This is a genomic window from Lichenifustis flavocetrariae, from assembly GCF_026130545.1.
Classification (GTDB): domain Bacteria; phylum Pseudomonadota; class Alphaproteobacteria; order Rhizobiales; family Beijerinckiaceae; genus Lichenihabitans; species Lichenihabitans flavocetrariae.
The window spans coordinates 374,927-392,750 of the sequence record NZ_JAMOIM010000003.1 but is presented as its reverse complement, the minus strand read 5'-3'; the positions used below and the strand labels follow the sequence as shown (position 1 = coordinate 392,750).

Below are 17,824 nucleotides of genomic sequence, written 5' to 3'. Positions count from 1 at the left end.
GCCGACCCATGCCGCTGTTGCATCTCCTCTCGCCCTATCGGCGCCCCGCGGCGGTGTTCGCGGCGGTTCTCGTCCTTCTGCTCATCCTGGACGGGGGCCGGGGCGATCTTCTGGGAAGCTCCCTTCTGTTCAGCCTATTCCAGATGTTTGGCACCGTCGGCCCCGTCGCGCTCGGGGTCGGGTTGACAATGCTGATCGGCGAGTTCGACCTGTCGGTGGCCGGCATGGTCGGCATGGCGGGGTGCATCGCGGTGATGACCGGCGGGGATAATCCCTGGCTCGGCCTCCTGATCGCGGTCGGGATTGGCCTCGCGGCCGGCGTGCTGCAAGGCTGGCTGATGACGCGCCTGAAGCTGTCCTCGATCGGCGTGACGCTCGGCGGCCTGCTGATTTTCTTCGGCATCTCCTATGCCCTGACCGAAAGCCGCTCCATCGAATATCCCAACCTCGATGTCGCCGACGTCCTGGGTCGGAAGCTGGTCGGCTTCCTTTCGATCCCGAGCCTCGTGGCGGTGGGACTCTATGTCGTCGTGGCGCTGGTGTTCGGCATGACGAAGCTCGGGCGCGATCTGATCGCGGTCGGGAGCGATCGACGCGCCGCCGTGTCGGCGGGCGTGCCGGCGAACGCACTGGTGATCGCAACCTTTGGCTTTTCCGGCGCCCTGGCGGCGCTTTGCGGCACGCTGCTCGGCTACAGCCTCGCCTCCGCGGCCCCGACGGGGCTTGCCAATGTGCTAGTGCCGGCGACCACGGCGGCCATCCTGGGTGGCGTGTCTCTCGCCGGGGGGACGGGGAGGCCCGGCGGCATCGCCCTCGGCGCTCTGACCATCTGTCTGCTCCAGGCGGGCCTGAATGCGCTTGGCATGTCGTCCTACGCCCATGAGATTCTCGTCGGGCTCGTGATGCTCACCATCGCGATCTTGGATGGATCGCGCTTCTCGATACGTATCGACGAGTTGCGGCTTTCCCTGCGCCGCAGCTGACCGTCATGCCTCTCGCAAGCAGTCCAATCCATCAGGAGACTTCGATGCCACTCGTTCAGGTCCAGCACGTGGCCGGCGCGTTCACGCGGGCGCAGCAGACCCAACTGATTCAGGAGATCACCGACGCCTTCGTCCGTGTCGGTGGGGAGGGGATCCGACCCAACGTACTCCTAACGATGACCGAGATCCAAAGCGGCTTCTGGGCCACGGGCGGTGTTCCGTTGACGATCGAGGACATCGAGCGCCGCCGCGCTGCGCGCCAGGCTACCCCGGCCTGACACCCTCGGTGGGACGGCTTACCAGCCGTGCAGCCACATCGCGGCATCCGGAAGCGGATCGCCGCCTTCCGCGGAGACAAGGCGATAGGCCCCGCCGAAGAACAGCAGCGGACGCCCGGCCGCCTCCCGGTTTCGCGCGGCCGACAGGACCCGCCCCAATACGGTGACATGGTCGCCGCCGGGCTGCCGTTCGTGGACCGCGCATTCGAGCCATCCGCATGCCCCCTCGATGAGGGGAAGGCCAGCAGCCTCGCCTTGGCGAACCGCGACACCTGACCATTTGTCGGCCAAGCTGCGGGCGAAGCGGGTCGAAAGGTCCCCTTGCGTGTCCGCCAAGATACTGACCCCGAAAGTGGTGACGCTCGTCCAGGCCTCCAGCGCTTTGGCGCTGAGGGCGACACTGAAAGAAACCAGTGGCGGCGCCAGCGACACCGTGGCGAAGGAGCTCACCGTCATGCCGACGCGTTCACCTCCGGAGATCGCCGTGATGATGGCGACCCCGGTCGGAAACAACGCGTAGGCGTCGCGCAACGATCGACCATCGTCGACAGCCAGCGGTTCGATGGAAGAGCCCCGTGCGGCCCGGAACGGGCTTTCAGGCATGGTCATCGCTGCGACCTCTCGAATCCAGCCCTCTTGCGAGCATTTTATATACATGTTGTATATAACGCATGTCTGTCAACTTTGTCGTGTTGGCCCCACCCTGTATCATCCGATGTCCTCGTGAGCCGGCTCCGCGCCGCCTCGCCAGATGACCCCGACACCCAAATGCCAGGACAACCATCGTGACGGATTCAGCGCAGCGGCGGCTCGTGGTCGGAATCAGCGGGGCATCCGGGCTGATCTTCGGGATCCGGTTGCTGACCAAGGCCCGCGATCTGGGGCTCGAGACACACCTCGTGATGTCGCGCTCCGCCAAGCTGACCGCTTCGCTCGAATGCGCCTTGACGGCGCGGGAGGTGGAAGACTTGGCCGACGTCGCCTATCCGAGCGGGGATATCGGGGCGTCGATCGCCAGCGGGTCGTTCAAAACCCTTGGTATGATCGTGGCGCCCTGCTCGATCAAGAGCCTGTCGGAAATTGCCTACGGCACGACGTCGAGCCTCCTGACCAGGGCCGCCGATGTAACCCTGAAAGAGCGCCGCCGGCTGGTCCTGATGGTTCGCGAGACGCCGCTGCACCTCGGCCACCTTCGCGCCATGACGGCGGCGACCGAGGCCGGTGCCATCATCATGCCGCCGGTTCCCGCCTTCTATGCTAAGCCGCAGAGCGTCGATGACATCGTGAACCACCTCGTGGGTCGTGCCCTCGACCTGTTCGGGCTCGACATGCCGGGCACGCCGCGGTGGACCGGAAGCGGCACCTGAGGCGTGAGCGCGCGCGACGGAGACGTCAGAGTTCGAGCACCAGGCGTGGCGAATGCGCGCGGCCGACGCAGACCATCATGATCCGTCCTTCCGCCTTCTCGGACTCGTTCAGGATCGTGTCGCGGTGGTCGGGTGTACCCTCGATCACAAGGCACTCGCAGCTGCCGCAATAGCCTTCCTGGCACGAGAAGGTGACCGGGATGTCGGCATCCTGCAGGACACTGCCGAGGCTGCGGTCGGCCGGAACCTGCAGGACCAGTCCTGAGAGCCGTAGCTCGACCTCGAACGGCCGGTCCATGTCATGGTGCGGCGTGATTTCCGGAGCGGCAAAGCGCTCGATATGGAGCCTCTCGGACAGGCCGAGGCTTGCGGCAGCGGCTTCGAGCGCGGTCAGCATCGCGCCCGGACCGCAGCCATACACGAGTGTTTGGTCGTCAAGCCCGGACAGCAGGGCGTGCAGGTCGGGTAGACCGCACTCATCCTGCGGAAGAAGATCCGTTTCGCCGCCCCGTCGCCCGCCGATGTCGGAAAGGAACCCCATCGTGGCGCGGGAGCGTCCGCCATAGACGAGGCGCCACGGCCGTCCGCCGCGTTCCGCGGCCCGGATCATCGGCAGCATGGGGGTGACCCCGATGCCGCCCGCCACGAACAGGTAGCACGGCGCCTCCACCAGCGCGAAATGGTTGCGCGGGCCGCGCGTCGCGACGCTGCTCCCCTGCATCGCCAAGTTGTGGATCTCGATCGAACCCCCGCGGCCTGCCGCCTCCCGCTGCACCGCGACCCTGTATCGACCACGATCCGCAGGGTCGCCACAGAGCGAATATTGCCGAACCAGCCCCGACGCGAGCACAAGGTCGATATGGGCGCCGGGGTCCCAGGCCGGGAGATCCGCTCCCGAGGCGGCAACGAGGTCGAGCACGAGGATGTCCGGCGTCTCGAAAACTGCATGCTCGACGAGCAGCGGCAGTTCGGCGTCTTGAGCCATCGCCCGGCCCATCAGCCCGGTCACGCGCTCTTCGGCGTCCATTCGGCCTTCATGTGGTTGAGGGTCGTCACGGTGATGGCGGGCAGGTAGTCGAGGGTTTGGCCGGGCGTCATCCGGATGTCGGGGATGCGCTTGAACAATTCTTCGAAGGCGGCTCGGGCTTCGAGCCGCGCCAACGGGTTGCCCAGGCAGGAGTGGCGACCATGCCCGAAGGCGAGGTGCTTCTCCTTGTTGGGCCGATGGATGTCGAACCGCTCCGCATCGGGGAAGCGCGTTTCGTCGAGCCCCCCCGCGATGTAGAGCAGCCAGACCAGCGATCCCTCCGGGATCGTGGCGCCGCCGATCTCCACATCCTTTTTCGTGATCCGGAACAGGCCCGGCGAGGTGCCGCGGCGGCGAAGCGTCTCCTCGACCACGTCGCGCAACAGGTCGGGGTTGGCGCGGACCTCGGCGTCCTGCTCCGGATTTTCGGCCAGGAACAGCAGCATCTGACCCATAAGATTGGCGGTGGTGTCATTGCCGGCCGCCACCAGTTCATTGATCTGGCGGATGATGCGCCGCGACGGCACCGCCTGCTTGCCGTTCGCGTCCTTGGTGAGCATGACGCTGATGAGGTCGTCCATGGGGCAGCGGGCGCGCTCCTCGACGAGTTCGCCGAAGAAGTCCTGGCCGGCTGCGAGCCGGGTCCAGCGTTCGCGGCGTTCCTCCTCGCTCATCGGCTTGCTCACAGCGTCCTTTGACTTCGGCGTCAGAACGGCGAACAGGTCCTCGGTCCAGATGCGATAATCGGCGGCACGCTCCGGCGGCACGCCGAGCAGCTCGATGATGACACCGAGGGACAGAGGGTAGCAGAACTCCTGCATGAAGTCGCACGAGCCCTTATCGATGAACGTGTTGATCAGCTCGTTGGCGATCCGCCGGATGTTGACCTCCTGCTTGGCAAGCTCCCGGGGCAGGAAGCTGCGCGCCACGGCGGTGCGATCGGATGTATGCTCGGGCGGATCGATCGCGATGTAGTGGTCGTCGACGAAGGTCTCAGGGATCTTGTGCTTCAGGTCGTCTGGAGGCGGCACCGTGCCCATGGCCTTGGACGAGAAGGTTTCCCAATCGCGGGCCGCCCGGCAGATGTCATCATAGGCGGTCAGCACCCACATCCTGAGCGGGGGATAATAGAAGGCCGGGGTCGTGGCCTGGGCCTTCCGGATCATCGGTGCCGGATCCGAGAGAAACGCCGGAGAGAACGGGTCAAAGCCTTCGAGGGTCGGAAAGGCGGCGGTGTCGGACATATCGTTTGTTCCCAGGCGCAAGAGTGCGAGCGTTTATCGCCTCGCGTTCGGAGCAGAGCGCAAGATCAGGCTCGATCCTCAGAGATTAGAAGGTGATGTTGACATTCTTAAGCTGCGTACAGTCATGCAACTCGTCGATCGATTCCTCGCGACCCAGCCCCGATTGCTTGTAGCCCCCGAATGGGGCGCCAAGAAAATGCGTGCTGCTGCCGTTGATCCAGACATAGCCTGCCTCGACACGCGCCGCGGCGCGATGCGCGGTCGACAGATCGCGGGTCCAGATCGAGGCGGTCAGACCCAGCTCGGAGCCGTTGACGGCCTCGAACATCTCGTCCTCGTCCCGCCAACGAATGATCGACATCACGGGACCGAAGATCTCCTCCCTGGCGATGCGCATGTGGGGGCGGACATCGACAAAGACCGTCGGCGGATAGAAGAACCCGTTGGCCGCAGCCGGGTCATCCGGACGCGTGCCGCCCGCCACGAGGGTCGCGCCATCCGCGAGGCCGTAGCCGACGTAACGCTCGGTCTTGTCGCGCTGCTCGGCGCTGACCAGGCAGCCCATGTCGGTCGCCGGATCGGTGGGCGGCCCGTAGACGGGCTTGCCGATGGCCGCGAGGATCCGTGGCACGACAGCGTCGTGGAGATCCTCATGCAGGAAGATCCGGGACGTCGACCCGCAGGATTGGCCGCACCAGGTGAAGTTCATGCCTTGCACGGCCCCGGCCGCGACCTTGGCGGGATCGGCGTCCGGAAAGGCGATCAGGGCGTTCTTGCCACCGAGTTCGAGGCTGACCTTCTTCAGCGTATCGGCGGCCGAGCGGGCGATGGCACGCCCGGTCTCCACCGAGCCGATCAACCCGACCTTTGCCACACCGAGATGGGCCACCAGCGCCTCCCCGCACTCCCTGCGCCCGGTCAGCACGTTGAACACGCCGGCCGGGAACAGGTGACCGATCAGCTCGGCCATGAGGAGCGTGGAGAGCGGCGCCTGCTCGGGCGGCTTGATGATGACGGCGTTGCCGGCCACCAGCGGTGCGGCAGCGCGTTGGGCCGCGAAGAGAAACGGATGGTTGAAGGCGTTGATGCGCACGACGACCCCGAGAGGCTCGCGCATCGTGTAGTTCAGCGATCCCGTGTCGAACGGGATTGTGCTGCCCTTCATCTCGGTCGCGAGGCCCGCGAAATATTCGAAGGTTGCCGCGCCGCCCTCGGCATCGCGGATCATGCGCTTGTAGGGGCCGCCGGAATCGGCCGAGTCGGTCAGCGTGATGCGCTCGGCGTTGGCCCGGAAAATCCGCGCGGCTTCCCGCAGGATCGCGGCGCGCTCCACCAGCTTGACGTGCCGCCATGTCTTGAACCCGGCGCGAGCCGCGGTGACTGCGGCATCCACATCTGCGGCACCCGCCACGGCCGCCGGCCCCAGACTCTCCTGCGAGGCGGGGTTGATGCTGTCGGCCTGGATGTGTCCGGCTGCCTCGTGCCACTCGCCCCCGTAAAAGAGGGTGCGCCGGGTCGGTAACGCCGCAGCATAAGAGGACATCGACATGCTCCAGAGCCGGACAAATCGCCCAATTGGCTGCCGCTCACGCGATAGGCGGCTGGAGCGGGCATAATCCGTACATGTTGTACATTCTCCGATGATGGTCGGGTGGTCAACAGCCTTGTATTGGGGTGCGACTGCCGCACTGTTGACGCTCGCCGGCCCATCCTTAAATGTGGGCCCTCGACCGAGCGATCGGAACGCCTTTGGGGGCTGTAATCAAACATGGACGTCGTTGACGAGCAGGACGCACCGAAGGCGTCGAAGGGGAGGAGCAAGGCTCAGTCCAAGGCTGCTTTTTCGCCGCCGCTCACTGTTTCCAGCGCTGATCTCCTGGTGGCCGGCAAGGACGACAACTTCCGTCAAGTCATCTATCTGTTCGTCAAAGTTCTGGGCCGACTTTCCATGTGCCGGGAGGCTTTTGGTCGGGCGATCGGCCTGACAGGGTCGCAGTTTGCAGTCCTGATCGGTGTCGCCTACCGGCAAGGCGACGAGGGCGTGACGGTCAAGGAGCTTGCCCGCTACGTGCAGCTGGCGCCGACGCATGTGACGACCGAGGTCGGCCGCCTCAGCCGCAAGGGTCTGCTGGACAAACGTCCGGGGAGCGAGGACAGGCGCAGCATCCTCGTGAGCCTCACCGCCGAGGGCGAAGAATCGGTGAAGAAGGTCGCTCCGTTCGTGCGGAAGATCAACGACCTGCTTTTTGTCGGCGTGTCGGCCGCCGACCTGTCAGCGGCCCATGCCACCTTTGCGAAACTCTCGCGCAACAGCGAATACGCGGTCGCCGAGCTCAAGCTCGCTGCCCGGAACGACCGATCGAAACGCTCAGGCGCGTAAGCCTTGGGCGGTATGACGCGGCGAAGGCGCGTGAAGGGCACGACCGTCCGTCAGGCCCACAACGCCGCCAGTCGGGGACTGATGACATCTTCGTAGCGCAGTTCCGCCTGGGCAATGTCCCGGTCCCGCGCGAACCGGCTCATGCTGGCCACCGTCTCCCGCGAGATGGCCGCGTTGTAGAAGGGCAGGTCGCGGCGGATCAGATCGGTGATCAGCGCCGCCTGTGCGTCCGGGAACAGGCTGCGCCCGACCTGACCCGCAAGCTCCACATCCTGATTGAGTGCAGCCTGGGTCTCGACGATGGCGCGCACGATTCCCTCGGCCTCCGTGGGATGATCGTCGATCCAGGATGAGCGGGCCGCGACCGACGCAAAGGTGTAGCCAAAGGCGCCGGACGGCCCGTCGCCCCGGCGCACGTCGAGAACGACCGTGCCGATCCCCCCACGCACCGCCACTTCCGCCGCCATGCCGTTGGCCCAGAAGCCGTCGATCAGGCCGTCCTGCAGGGCCTTGGCGGCATTCAGGCCGAAGTTGACGGTCTGGCCGGGCTGAGAGGGAACCGGCATGATCGTGACACCGTCCCGCTCCGCGTCGATCCCACCTTCGACGAGGAGCTGACGCAATCCCATATCGACCCAAGGCGCCGCGCCGATGCGCTTACCCTTGACGGCGGCGATATCTCCCCGCTCTGCCTTGAGGTCAGCGCGCATCACCAGGAACCAGTACATGCCCTGCGCCTGAGCGCAGAGCAGCTTGACGCCCTCAAAGCCGGGAAAGGCCGCCAGCGCCGAGTGAGCGGACCCTGCCACGATATCGACCTCGCCGTCCCGCAACATGCGGTAGGCGCGGTCGACTGGAAACACGAGGTCGAGCGAGACGTCGAGCCCGGCTCGCTTGAAGAAGCCAAGCTCGATCGCCGCTTCCGCGGGGAAGTAGGAATTGGAGATCAGGTCGGGAACGGCGAGCTTCAACATCGGGCGGGACTTCAGCTGAGTGACAGGTGATCGGGTCAGAAATAGTGGGTCTCGAGCAGCAGGCAGCCTGTGTCCGACTTAAACGGCCCGTGAAAGGCGCCCGGCGGGCGCACCGCGTAGGTATAGCCCTCGAACTTTGTGCCCCCCTGGCCTTGCTCGTCATTGCCGACGATCAGATCGCCCGAAAGCAGGAACACTTCCTCCCAGTAGACATGGACGAAGGGCGCGGTGGTGTAGACGCCGGGGTCGAAACGGAGGAGGCGTGTGCGGTTGCCCGTGCCGCCCGGCTCGTCGAGACTGCCCGAGATGATCTTCTCCTTGATACCGGCGGGGTAGCCCGGCGGCGTCTGCCAGCCATCCTCGAGGTCGAGCTTGTGGAATTCCTTGTGAAGCTTCGGGTTGGTCATGAGGTCAGCCTCTGTCGGGCAGGGAATGGATGGCGTAGGCGGCCGTCAGGGTCTGCCCGGTCTTGGGATCCTTGAGCTCGACGTCGAAGCGTTCGGCCGGACGGATGCCGCCGTGAACCGCAAGCGTGCCGCAGAACATGGCGGCGCCGTCGGGCATCGATTGGCGACCCGACAGATGCATCAGCTCCATTGGCGGCCGCATGCTGCGCAACGTGCCCTCCTGATAGAGGCTGCGCTGCCCATCGATCACCGCATAGGAGCGGAGTTCCAGGTCGTCCCAGCGGTCTGACACGTCGGCGTAGCGCCAGAGCTGGGCACTGACCGGCTTTGCGCAGAGCTGCTTCGACAGGGTCACGCCCAACGTCTCCGCCTTGCGGTCGGTATGGTCGGACCCAACCCCGACCCAGAGCTCCCCGTCGAGCGCGACCAGGACCGGTTCCGCCTCGCCGCTCGAGGCTTCGCCCAGTACTTCGATCGCGTCATCGGTGGTGAGCAGCTGCGCGGCGACGCGATAGAAGATCGGGGTCGAGGCGGGACGTCGGACGCCGAGGTCTTCGAGTTCGCGGATGTGCTTTTCCAGCGCTTCCTGGTTGCGTCCGGTCCATCCCGCAATGGTCAGATGGGTGACGGCGCTCGCGTCGAATGAGCGGACGTGGATCAAGAGAGATCACCTTTGGTTCGGCGCTTTGCGCCAGGGTGGATTTCGCCGGAGGCCGCGAAGCAGGCTTCCATCGCGCGCGCCACGGCCAGGACGCGGCGGTCCTCTCCCGAGCGCATCATCACGCTGAAGCCGATGCCCGGCGTGAGGGGCAGCGACACAGCCGGCAGATCAAAGAAATTCGCGACCGTGGTGTTACGGAGGAGCAGGAGGTTGCGGTCGTTGAAGCGCTCCGCGTCCTCGACCTCGGCCAGCGTTGGCGCCAGAATCGGAACGGTCGGCATCACCAGAACGTCGAAGGCGTTCAGCTCGCGCCCGAGGCTCTCCATCAAGGCGCCTCGGGTTGCGCGTGTCTCGGCCAGGTCTGCCGCCGCGATGGCCCGGGCCCGCTCCAGTCGCGCGCAGATAAATGGGTCGAAGGCCGCCCCGGCCTCGAACCGCGCCCCATGCACCACCAGCGCCTCGGCGGGCGTGATGGCGGCGCGGGCATTCAAGGTCCGCATGGCTTCGAACTGCGGGAGCGCCACCTCTGCAAGCGTCGCGCCTGCACGATCGAGCGCCACCAGCGCCGCGGCAAAAACCTGAGCGACCGCACTGTCGAGACCGTCCAGCACGAACCCCTGCACGACGCCGATGCGAAGTCCCGCCAGGGTCCCGGTCGAAAGGTCGGCGGGTTCCTCGCCCGAGAGCACGGCGTCGACGGCGGCGCAGGCTGCGACGTCTTTCGCGAGCGGTCCCACGGCATCGAGGGTCTTGGACAGGGGGAATGCGCCCGCCCGAGAAACCCGGGCCTGCGTCGGCTTGAAGCCGACCAGCCCGCAGAGAGCCGCGGGAATACGCACCGAGCCGCCGGTGTCGGAGCCGATCGCGACGTCGCAGAAGCCGTCTGCAACGGCGACGGCGGCGCCGGACGAAGATCCGCCGGGAACACGCATGCGATCCAGCGGGTTGGCTGGCGTGCCGTAATGGAGGTTCGTTCCGACCCCGGAAAAGGCCAACTCGCTCATGTTGGTCTTGGCCACGATGATGGCGCCGGCAGCACGGACACGGCGCACCACCTCGGCATCCCGAACCGCCACCCGGCCTTCCTGAGCAATCGCCTTGGAACCGGCGCGCGTGACCTCGCCCGCAATGTCGAACAGGTCCTTCACGGTCACGAGCCAGCCGTCGATGGGGCTGAGGCGCCGGTTGGCGGCGGCACGATCGTCGGCCTCGACTGCGGCATGTCGAGCGACTTCGGCGTAAACCGTGAGGCAGGCTCGGGCGCCTTCACCTGAGCTATCAGCGATGCGACCGAGAGCCAGTTCCAGCCGCGCCCGCGCCGATCCTTCAGGGTAGTCCATCGGCTTCTTTCGTAACGCCGCACAGTGACGGACATCGAATATAGCTTCATATTGTATATGATGTTGCAACGGGACTGTCCAGCCGTTGGGGCAACGCTTAAGCTGTTCGGGTGCGGACAAAGACCGGCGGCGGACAAGCATGAGCGTAGCGAGCGCAGACGAGTTCTGGACCTTTTCCTCCACGACCTATGGGAAGTCGGGCGTGCAGGCGGCCTGTCTGGCCCTGCAGGACCGGCTAGGCGCCGACATCAACCTGCTTCTCTTCTGCCTGTGGTGGAGCCTCTCCGGTGGACCCGCGCTCGACACCGATTGTTTCGCCGCCGTTCTGACAAAGGCGCGGGGATGGCAAGACGGCGTGGTGCGACCGATCCGGGCCGCCCGACGCACCGCGAAGCCAGGTGGCGCCATTGGAGAGGACGAGGGAGCAACCGCCTTCTACCAACGTGTTCTGGCCACGGAACTCGAGGCCGAGCGGATGGAGCAGAAGCTGATCGTCTCTACGGCCGCGGCGGAAGCGTCCAAGTTGCCCGCGCGACTCAGCACGATCGAGGCGGTCCTGCGGATCCACCTCGCGCAATACGTTGCCACCCTCGACACCCCGGTCCGGCAAGAGGATCGCGCCGATCTCGAGACGATCATCGCGGCCGGCTGCCAGGGCCTCTCAGCCGCAGGCATCGTCGAAGCCATCTGGCCCTGAGCATCGCCATTCTCAATTTGGCAAGTTATGTTCAAGATGTAATCATATGCTGATGTCGGGTCGGTCCCGACTCGACGAGGCAGGACACCAGTGACCCACGATCCCGCAAGCGCTGACGCAGACACGATCCGCCTGTACATCGACGGGGCATGGGTTGAGAGTGCCGACGGGAGCACCCGACCGGTCCTCAATCCGGCGACCGGAGATGCTGTCGGCACGGTCGCCTGGGGGACGCCGGCAGACGTCGCACGCGCTGCCGTTGCCGCGCGTGAAGCCTTCGGCCGATGGCGGGATGTGTCGCCCTACGAGCGCTCCAAGATCCTCCGTGCCGCGGCGTCCCTGCTCCGGGCGGGCGGCGCGGAGATCGCCCGCCGCATGACCCTGGAACAAGGCAAGCCGCTCGGCGAAGCCAAAGCGGAGGTCGGCGTCGCGGCCGACACGATCGACTGGTTCGCCGAGGAAGGTCGGCGCACCTATGGGCGCATCATTCCAGCGCGGGAGCCCGGAACCCAGCAGATGGTGGTGAAGGTGCCGGTGGGGCCGGTGGCCGTCCTCACGCCATGGAACTTCCCCTTGAACCAGGCGGCGCGCAAGATCGCGGCCGCTCTCGCGGCGGGCTGCACCGTCGTCGCAAAACCCTCGGAGGAGGCACCGGGCTGCGTCGCGGAACTCGTCAGGGTTTTTGTGGAAGCAGGCCTCCCGGCCGGCGTGCTGAACCTGCTGTTCGGCGATCCCGCCGCGATCTCAGGCGCACTGATCGCCCATCCGGCGATCCGCAAGGTGTCGTTCACTGGCTCCACCGCGGTCGGCAAGTCGTTGGCGGCTCTGGCGGGTCAGCACATGAAACGGGCCACGATGGAACTCGGCGGCCATGCACCTGTGCTGGTCTTCGCGGATGCCGATCTCGATGCTGCCGCCAAGGCCATGGCAGTGGCAAAATTCCGCAATGCCGGCCAGATCTGCATCGCCCCGACGCGGTTCGTGGTCGAGCAATCCGTCTACACCCCCTTCATGGATCGCTTCGTGGCTGAGGCCAGCACGCTGCGGCTCGGCAACGGGTTGGATCCCGCGACCACCATGGGCCCGCTCGCCAACGCACGGCGCCTGCAGGCGATGGAAGCGATGGTCGCGGACGCTGTGGACCAGGGCGCCTCGGTGCGGACCGGTGGGCGCCGTCACGGCAATGCGGGCTACTTCTTCGAGCCCACGGTCCTGGGCGAGGTGCCGCTGACGGCGCGGGCCATGAACGAGGAACCGTTCGGCCCGCTGGCTCTGATGCGTTCGTTCGAGAACCTCGACGAGGCGATCGGGGAAGCGAACCGGCTGCCCTATGGGCTGGCCGCCTTCGCGTTCACCCGGTCGAGCGACACGATCGCGCGGCTTGGTGCGCGGGTCGAGGCTGGTATGCTCAGCGTCAACGCCAACCTGCTGGCGCTTCCCGAAGTGCCGTTCGGCGGCGTCAAGGACTCGGGCTACGGGTCGGAAGGCGGTAGCGAGGCGATGGAAGCCTATATGGCGACCAAGCTCATCAAGGTGAGCGAGACAGTCACGCCTTGACGTCCAGGCTCAGGCCGGCGTCGCTTGGATGCGGTGTGACACTCACATGCGGCGCAGCTTGCTGCCGATCCGCTGGGCGCATGTCATCAGGTCCGGCCGGCGGCGGCGCAGCTCGGCCAGCGAGAGCCGGCTCGTTGGCGCCACGACACTGAGCGTGCCGACGAACGCCCCGTTCATGTCGCGGATCGACGTCGCCATGCCGCGCACGCCTTTCTGAAACGTCTGGTCCGACACGGCCGTCAGATCCTGGCGGGCGAGGTCGATCCGCTCGGCCAGCGACTCGGGAGTTTCGCCCGGCAGGTTTGGATTCGCGCGGACCGCGGCCTCCACCAAGGCGGCCCATTGCAGGTCCGGCATCTCAGACAGATGAAGCAGGCCCGGGGCGGTGAGGTGGATGGGCGAACGTTCGCCGAGGACGAAGCGGACGGTGAGCGGGTGCGACGCTTCGACGAACTGAACGCACACGACGTCATACCCTTCTCGCACGTGCAGGGCGACACTCTCGCCCAGATCATCGCGTAGCTGGGTCATGTCCTCCGTCGCAAGCTCGAGGAAGCCGAACGCCCGAAGCCGCACGGCCGCCAAACCCAGGACGGCGAGACCCAGGCGATATCGCTTCGTGGTGGCGTCCTGCTCCACCATGCCCCCTTCGGCCAGGGTTCGTAGCAGGCGGTGCACGGTGGCCTTGTCGAGATCGAGACGCCGCGCGAGTTCGCTGACGCCGAGTTCCGGCGCCGCGACGGAGAACTCGGTCAGAAGCCTGATCGTGGACTTGGCGGTCTTCATTGCAGCCCGTGGAAGGGGGAGGGTGCGACAGCTCTAGCCCATACCCTCGGGCAGAGCAGATACAAAGCGGCCGCCTGCCATGCAATCCGTGCCACCCACCTTCCGGCCTTCAATCAACTGGCAGGATCGCCGGACGCGGCTGCGAATGCTGCCTGGAGGGCCGCAACGATCTCGTCACACTCGTGCCGCTTGATCACGAGAGCCGGCGACAGGATGATGGTGTGGCCGAGAACGCGGACCAGCGCGCCAGCCTCATAGGTCGCCTTGGCGAGGGCCGCCATGTAGGTCTTGCCGGCCGGGGTCTTGACGGCCCGGTCGGACACCACCTCGATCGCCATCATCAGCCCCTTGCCTCGGACGTTGCCGATCGTCTCGAAGCGGTCTGCCATCCCCCTGAATGCCGCCAGGAGGTAGTCTCCCTCCCGACGGGCCGTGGTGACGACGTCGAGCGCTGCCGTTTCACGCAGGCACGCGAGGGCCGCCGCGCAGCCGACGGGGTGTCCCGAATAGGTATAGCCGTGGGAGATGGTGCCCATGGCCGAGTTGTCGGCCTTGAAGGCGCGCTCGACGCGCTCGCCGATTGCGACAGCGCCGAGCGGGAAATACCCGCAGGTGAGGGCCTTGGCGAGGCACATCAGGTCAGGCTGGACCCCCCATCCGCGGCAACCAAACCAGCTGCCGGTGCGACCGAACCCGGTGATGACCTCGTCGGCGATCAGAAGGATGCCATAGCGATCGAGCAACGCCTTGAGGCGCGGCCAGTAGTTCGGCGGCGGAACGATCACACCACCGGCGCCAAGCACAGGCTCGGCAATGAAGGCCGCGATCGTGTCGCCGCCCTGGAACTGGATCTCATCCTCAAGCGCCGCCAAACAAAGATCGGTGAGCCGTTCGGCGTCCGACACCCCGAAGACGTTGCGGTAATCGAACGGCACTGCAACGTGGAAACATCCGGGAAGCAGCGGCTCATAGGATCGGCGGAAGGTCGAATTGCCGTTGACCGAGGCGCCGCCGAAATGGGTGCCGTGATAGCCGCGCTTCAAGGACAGGAACTTGATGCGATCTCCCTGTCCCTGCAGCTTCCAGAACTGCCGGGCCAGCCTGAGGGCGGTCTCGACCGAATCTGAGCCGCCCGAGGTGAAGAAGAAGCGCTTGATGTTCTCGGGCTCGAGCCACTCGGCCAGCGTGTGGCTGAGTTCGATCAGGCGCTCGTTGGTCGAGCCCTTGAAGGCGGAGTAGTAGGGCAATTCCTCGAGCTGCGAGGCGATCGCCTCCTTGATGGCGTGATTGGAGTAGCCGAGGTTCACGTTCCAAAGGCCAGCCCCAGCATCGACGGTCTTGTGGCCCGCGTCATCGAAGACGTAGACGCCCTCGCCGCGTGAGATCACGCGCGGCGGCATCGCATCCATGTCGTTGGGATGCGCCATGGGATGGAACACGCGTTTCACGCTGTGCTCACGCGAAAGATTGGTTCGCGACAAAGTCTCGCTCATTGGCCGTCATCCTCACCGAAGGTGGCCTAAAATTCCAACGCCATTGCTAAAATGTCAACGCGACATTCAACGCGCGCTTGCGTCGGTCGTAATGAATTGACACAATGCTAAGGTACCATAGCATTGAGACACCCAACTGTTCGAGGTCGCGAATGGCTGAGCATTTTGTCTGCAAGTCCGACGAACTGCCCGACGGGCAGGTGCGGATCATGACCCACGGTAGCCTTGAGATCGGCGTGATCCGGCACGGCGATGCCTATTACGCCTACCGCAACCTGTGCCCGCACCAGGGCGGTCCCGCCTGCGAAGGCATTCGTCTTCCGCAGGTCGAGGACCGAATCGTCGGCGATCTGTTCGTCGGCCAGTGCTTCGACGAGAACGACATGCACATCGTCTGCCCGTGGCACGGCTACGAGTTCCACCTCAGCACGGGCGAGCATGTCATCGACTCCCGGCTGAAGCTGAGGAAGTTCGATGTGGTGGCCCGCGAGGGAGGCGTCTATGTCGACATCTGAGCTCGTGGCCGACCGCATCGAGAGCCTGGACGACCTTGGAGCGCGCTTCCTGCGAGGCTGCGCCGATGTCCTCGACGAGAGCCAGGCTGACGCAGTGCCCGAGCGCCTGATGGCGGACCTGATGATCACGGCCGCACGCCTGCTGGCCCTGCGGGCTCAGGCCGACCTGCCGACCGACCTGTCCGCCGGCAACAACCGCCTCGCCGCCACAGACGCCGTGATCGCCAGCACAGCCCTGCTCGAGGGCGCGGGGATCGAAGTCTTCGAGCTTGCGGCCTGGCAGGCGATGACCACGATGGGATCGAACAAGCGGCGCCAAGGCGCGCGAGATCAGGAGCGCATGGGATGACCTCGACCCAAGGGAGCCACCTCTTCCAGCCCTCGCGCGAGGGCTTCGACACCGAAGTTCACCTCGACCACGCGAGGCAGCAGGCCTTTGCGCGCAGCTATGAGGATTTTCTCATCGTCGACGTCGACTCCCATCATTACGAGACGGAGGCGTTCCAGGAGATCGCCGAATATATCGATGACCCCGTCCTGCGCCAGGAAGCCAAGTACCAGGGTATGTCGCGGGGCGGCGTCACTTCGATCGACGGCTCGTACCAGGAGATGACGGGCCGCGTGACCCGCTATCCCTTGCGCAAGCGTGAAACGGTGCCGGCCACGATCCATCGCGACATCACCCTAATGCGACGCTGGATGGATTCGATGGGCGTCGACATGGCCTGCATGTTCCCCACCCCGATGCTGAACATCGCCACCTGTCCGCGCGTGGAGGTCGAGACCGCGCTGGCCCGCGCCTACAACCGATGGCTTTGCGACAACGTGTTGGCCGAGGAGCCGCGCCTCACCTCGATGCTCTACCTTCCGTTCAACGATCCGGACGCCTGCCTCAAGGTCGTCGAGGAGTTCGGCAACCGCAAGGGCGTGATCGGCTTCATGGTCACCTCGACGCACTACAAGAGCGTGCACGACAACGCCTACATGAAAGTCTATGCCGCGCTGCAGGAGCGGAACTTGCCGCTCGGCTTCCACGCGGCCTACACGTGGGGCGACAAGTCCACGGCGCTGATGAACCGCTTCATCGCGGTTCATGCGCTGGGCTTCGTCTGGCACAACATGGTGCACATGACGAACTGGCTCGTGAACGGTATGCCGGAGCGTTTTCCGCGCCTGAAGACGGTGTGGATAGAGAGCGGCCTCGCCTGGGTGCCCTTCCTGATGCAACGCCTCGACAACGAGTTCATGATGCGCAGCTCCGACGCGCCGCTGCTGAAGCGAAAGCCGAGCGAATACATGCGCGAGATGTTCTACACCTCGCAACCGATGGAAATGGTCGACAATCGCGAGGCGCTTGAGCTCACCTTCAAGATGATTAAGGCCGAGAGCCAGTTGCTCTACTCGTCCGATTATCCGCATTGGGACATGGATCTGCCCAGCACGATCTATGACTTGCCCTTCGTGGGTGAAGCCGGGAAACGGGCGATCCTGGGCGGCAATGCGGAGAGGTTGTTCAAGCTCGATCCGCATTTCGCGCCCTGGAAGCTTGCCCGCCGGGCCGAAAAGCAGACCGCCTCCGCGGCATAAGTCGGCTGCGCGAAAGGGCGTCCGTGGGAACAGACTACGACATCGGGATCGGCAAGCGGCTGAGGCTGGCCCACATGGCCTTCAGTCGCGCGCTTCGCCTCGAACTCGCCCAGGAGGGCATTTCGTTCGGACAGTTCGTTCACCTCGATAGCCTGTGGGCCGAGGACGGGTTGACGCAGACCGAGTTGTCGCGACGTGTCGGCATCGAGACCGCATCCTCCACCACCATCCTGGACGAGCTCGAAAAGAAAACGCTCATCACGCGCGTGCGCAGCGCGGAGGACCGGCGCCGGGTGAATATCTTCCTAACGCCAGAAGGCACTGCGATGCGCGACGCGCTCTTGCGCCGCGCCGCAGCCGTGAACGCCACTGCGAAAAGCGGCGTGGCGCCGGCGGATCTGCATGCGCTGTTCGCGACGCTCGCGCGGCTGACCGACAGCCTCGTCGCCGCCTACCCACAAGCCGGGCGTCCGACCCGCAAGGAGCGGCTGGGACCCTAACGCCCCGGCATCTCCCGGGAGCTCCACC

At 65.6% G+C, this 17,824-nt stretch carries 20 protein-coding genes; 10 read left to right on the top strand and 10 right to left on the bottom strand.

What is annotated here, in order from left to right; all coding sequences use genetic code 11:
- Positions 1–8: 8 nt before the first annotated feature.
- The gene (locus tag M8523_RS07365) at positions 9–983 is read left to right on the top strand and encodes an ABC transporter permease (protein ID WP_282584189.1); all 975 of its coding nucleotides are present in this window, start codon (positions 9–11) and stop codon (positions 981–983) included.
- Positions 984–1,027: 44 nt separating this feature from the next.
- Positions 1,028–1,261 (top strand): tautomerase family protein, encoded by a 234-nt coding sequence (locus M8523_RS07360; RefSeq protein ID WP_282584188.1) that lies wholly within the window; start codon positions 1,028–1,030, stop codon positions 1,259–1,261.
- An 18-nt stretch (positions 1,262–1,279) separates the two neighbouring features.
- Here M8523_RS07360 and M8523_RS07355 read toward each other — a convergent pair whose 3' ends face one another.
- Entirely contained in the window at positions 1,280–1,870 is a 591-nt protein-coding gene (locus M8523_RS07355) for a flavin reductase family protein (protein ID WP_282584187.1), read from the bottom strand.
- A gap of 173 nt (positions 1,871–2,043) precedes the next feature.
- Here M8523_RS07355 and M8523_RS07350 point away from each other — a divergent pair, with 173 nt between their 5' ends.
- Positions 2,044–2,628 (top strand): UbiX family flavin prenyltransferase, encoded by a 585-nt coding sequence (locus M8523_RS07350; protein WP_282584219.1) that lies wholly within the window; start codon positions 2,044–2,046, stop codon positions 2,626–2,628.
- 25 nt (positions 2,629–2,653) lie between these two features.
- On the opposite strand, the gene M8523_RS07345 is transcribed toward M8523_RS07350, so the two are convergent.
- The 3 genes from M8523_RS07345 to M8523_RS07335 form a co-directional block, all read right to left on the bottom strand.
- Entirely contained in the window at positions 2,654–3,655 is a 1,002-nt protein-coding gene (locus tag M8523_RS07345) for a PDR/VanB family oxidoreductase (RefSeq protein WP_282584186.1), read from the bottom strand.
- On the bottom strand, positions 3,634–4,899 hold the full coding sequence (locus M8523_RS07340) for a cytochrome P450 (protein ID WP_282584185.1): 1,266 nt from the start codon (positions 4,897–4,899) through the stop codon (positions 3,634–3,636). The genes M8523_RS07345 and M8523_RS07340 overlap by 22 nt, the downstream gene beginning before the upstream one ends.
- 85 nt (positions 4,900–4,984) lie before the next feature.
- Positions 4,985–6,442 carry an aldehyde dehydrogenase family protein gene (locus M8523_RS07335; RefSeq protein WP_282584184.1) on the bottom strand — a complete coding sequence of 486 codons (1,458 nt, stop codon included), beginning with the start codon at positions 6,440–6,442 and terminating at the stop codon, positions 4,985–4,987.
- A gap of 225 nt (positions 6,443–6,667) precedes the next feature.
- Here M8523_RS07335 and M8523_RS07330 point away from each other — a divergent pair, with 225 nt between their 5' ends.
- A complete protein-coding gene (locus M8523_RS07330; protein ID WP_282584183.1) occupies positions 6,668–7,279 on the top strand; it encodes a MarR family winged helix-turn-helix transcriptional regulator in 612 nt (203 codons plus the stop codon).
- A gap of 50 nt (positions 7,280–7,329) precedes the next feature.
- On the opposite strand, the gene M8523_RS07325 is transcribed toward M8523_RS07330, so the two are convergent.
- Genes M8523_RS07325 through M8523_RS07310 form a run of 4 tightly spaced genes read right to left on the bottom strand, consistent with a single transcriptional unit; the run spans position 7,330 to position 10,661 of the window.
- Positions 7,330–8,253, bottom strand: coding sequence for an ABC transporter substrate-binding protein (locus M8523_RS07325; RefSeq protein ID WP_282584182.1), 924 nt, complete (start codon positions 8,251–8,253; stop codon positions 7,330–7,332).
- Positions 8,254–8,288: 35 nt separating this feature from the next.
- Positions 8,289–8,660 (bottom strand): cupin domain-containing protein, encoded by a 372-nt coding sequence (locus M8523_RS07320; protein WP_282584181.1) that lies wholly within the window; start codon positions 8,658–8,660, stop codon positions 8,289–8,291.
- 4 nt (positions 8,661–8,664) lie between these two features.
- Positions 8,665–9,321, bottom strand: coding sequence for a DUF2848 domain-containing protein (locus M8523_RS07315; RefSeq protein WP_282584180.1), 657 nt, complete (start codon positions 9,319–9,321; stop codon positions 8,665–8,667).
- Positions 9,318–10,661 (bottom strand): amidase, encoded by a 1,344-nt coding sequence (locus M8523_RS07310; protein WP_282584179.1) that lies wholly within the window; start codon positions 10,659–10,661, stop codon positions 9,318–9,320. Before M8523_RS07310 ends, M8523_RS07315 begins: the two co-directional genes overlap by 4 nt.
- Before the next feature lie 139 nt (positions 10,662–10,800).
- Between M8523_RS07310 and M8523_RS07305 the strand changes: the two genes are divergently transcribed.
- Positions 10,801–11,358, top strand: coding sequence for a TIGR02444 family protein (locus M8523_RS07305; protein ID WP_282584178.1), 558 nt, complete (start codon positions 10,801–10,803; stop codon positions 11,356–11,358).
- 90 nt (positions 11,359–11,448) lie between these two features.
- The gene (locus tag M8523_RS07300) at positions 11,449–12,915 is read left to right on the top strand and encodes an NAD-dependent succinate-semialdehyde dehydrogenase (RefSeq protein WP_428350009.1); all 1,467 of its coding nucleotides are present in this window, start codon (positions 11,449–11,451) and stop codon (positions 12,913–12,915) included.
- 42 nt (positions 12,916–12,957) lie between these two features.
- On the opposite strand, the gene M8523_RS07295 is transcribed toward M8523_RS07300, so the two are convergent.
- Together M8523_RS07295 and M8523_RS07290 are read right to left on the bottom strand one after the other, a co-directional pair.
- Positions 12,958–13,701 (bottom strand): IclR family transcriptional regulator, encoded by a 744-nt coding sequence (locus M8523_RS07295; RefSeq protein WP_282584177.1) that lies wholly within the window; start codon positions 13,699–13,701, stop codon positions 12,958–12,960.
- Positions 13,702–13,814: 113 nt separating this feature from the next.
- Entirely contained in the window at positions 13,815–15,194 is a 1,380-nt protein-coding gene (locus M8523_RS07290) for an aminotransferase class III-fold pyridoxal phosphate-dependent enzyme (protein WP_282584176.1), read from the bottom strand.
- Between the two features lie 152 nt (positions 15,195–15,346).
- Here M8523_RS07290 and M8523_RS07285 point away from each other — a divergent pair, with 152 nt between their 5' ends.
- From M8523_RS07285 to M8523_RS07270, 4 genes are read left to right on the top strand one after another with little or no spacing between them, the layout of a single operon-like run.
- Positions 15,347–15,709, top strand: a complete 363-nt coding sequence (locus M8523_RS07285; RefSeq protein ID WP_282584175.1) for a Rieske (2Fe-2S) protein — start codon at positions 15,347–15,349, stop codon at positions 15,707–15,709.
- Positions 15,696–16,058: a hypothetical protein gene (locus M8523_RS07280; RefSeq protein WP_282584174.1), complete on the top strand. Its 363-nt coding sequence runs from the start codon at positions 15,696–15,698 to the stop codon at positions 16,056–16,058. The genes M8523_RS07285 and M8523_RS07280 overlap by 14 nt, the downstream gene beginning before the upstream one ends.
- The gene (locus M8523_RS07275) at positions 16,055–17,296 is read left to right on the top strand and encodes an amidohydrolase family protein (RefSeq protein WP_282584173.1); all 1,242 of its coding nucleotides are present in this window, start codon (positions 16,055–16,057) and stop codon (positions 17,294–17,296) included. The genes M8523_RS07280 and M8523_RS07275 overlap by 4 nt, the downstream gene beginning before the upstream one ends.
- A gap of 23 nt (positions 17,297–17,319) precedes the next feature.
- The gene (locus tag M8523_RS07270) at positions 17,320–17,796 is read left to right on the top strand and encodes a MarR family winged helix-turn-helix transcriptional regulator (protein WP_282584172.1); all 477 of its coding nucleotides are present in this window, start codon (positions 17,320–17,322) and stop codon (positions 17,794–17,796) included.
- The last annotated feature ends 28 nt before the right edge of the window (positions 17,797–17,824 follow it).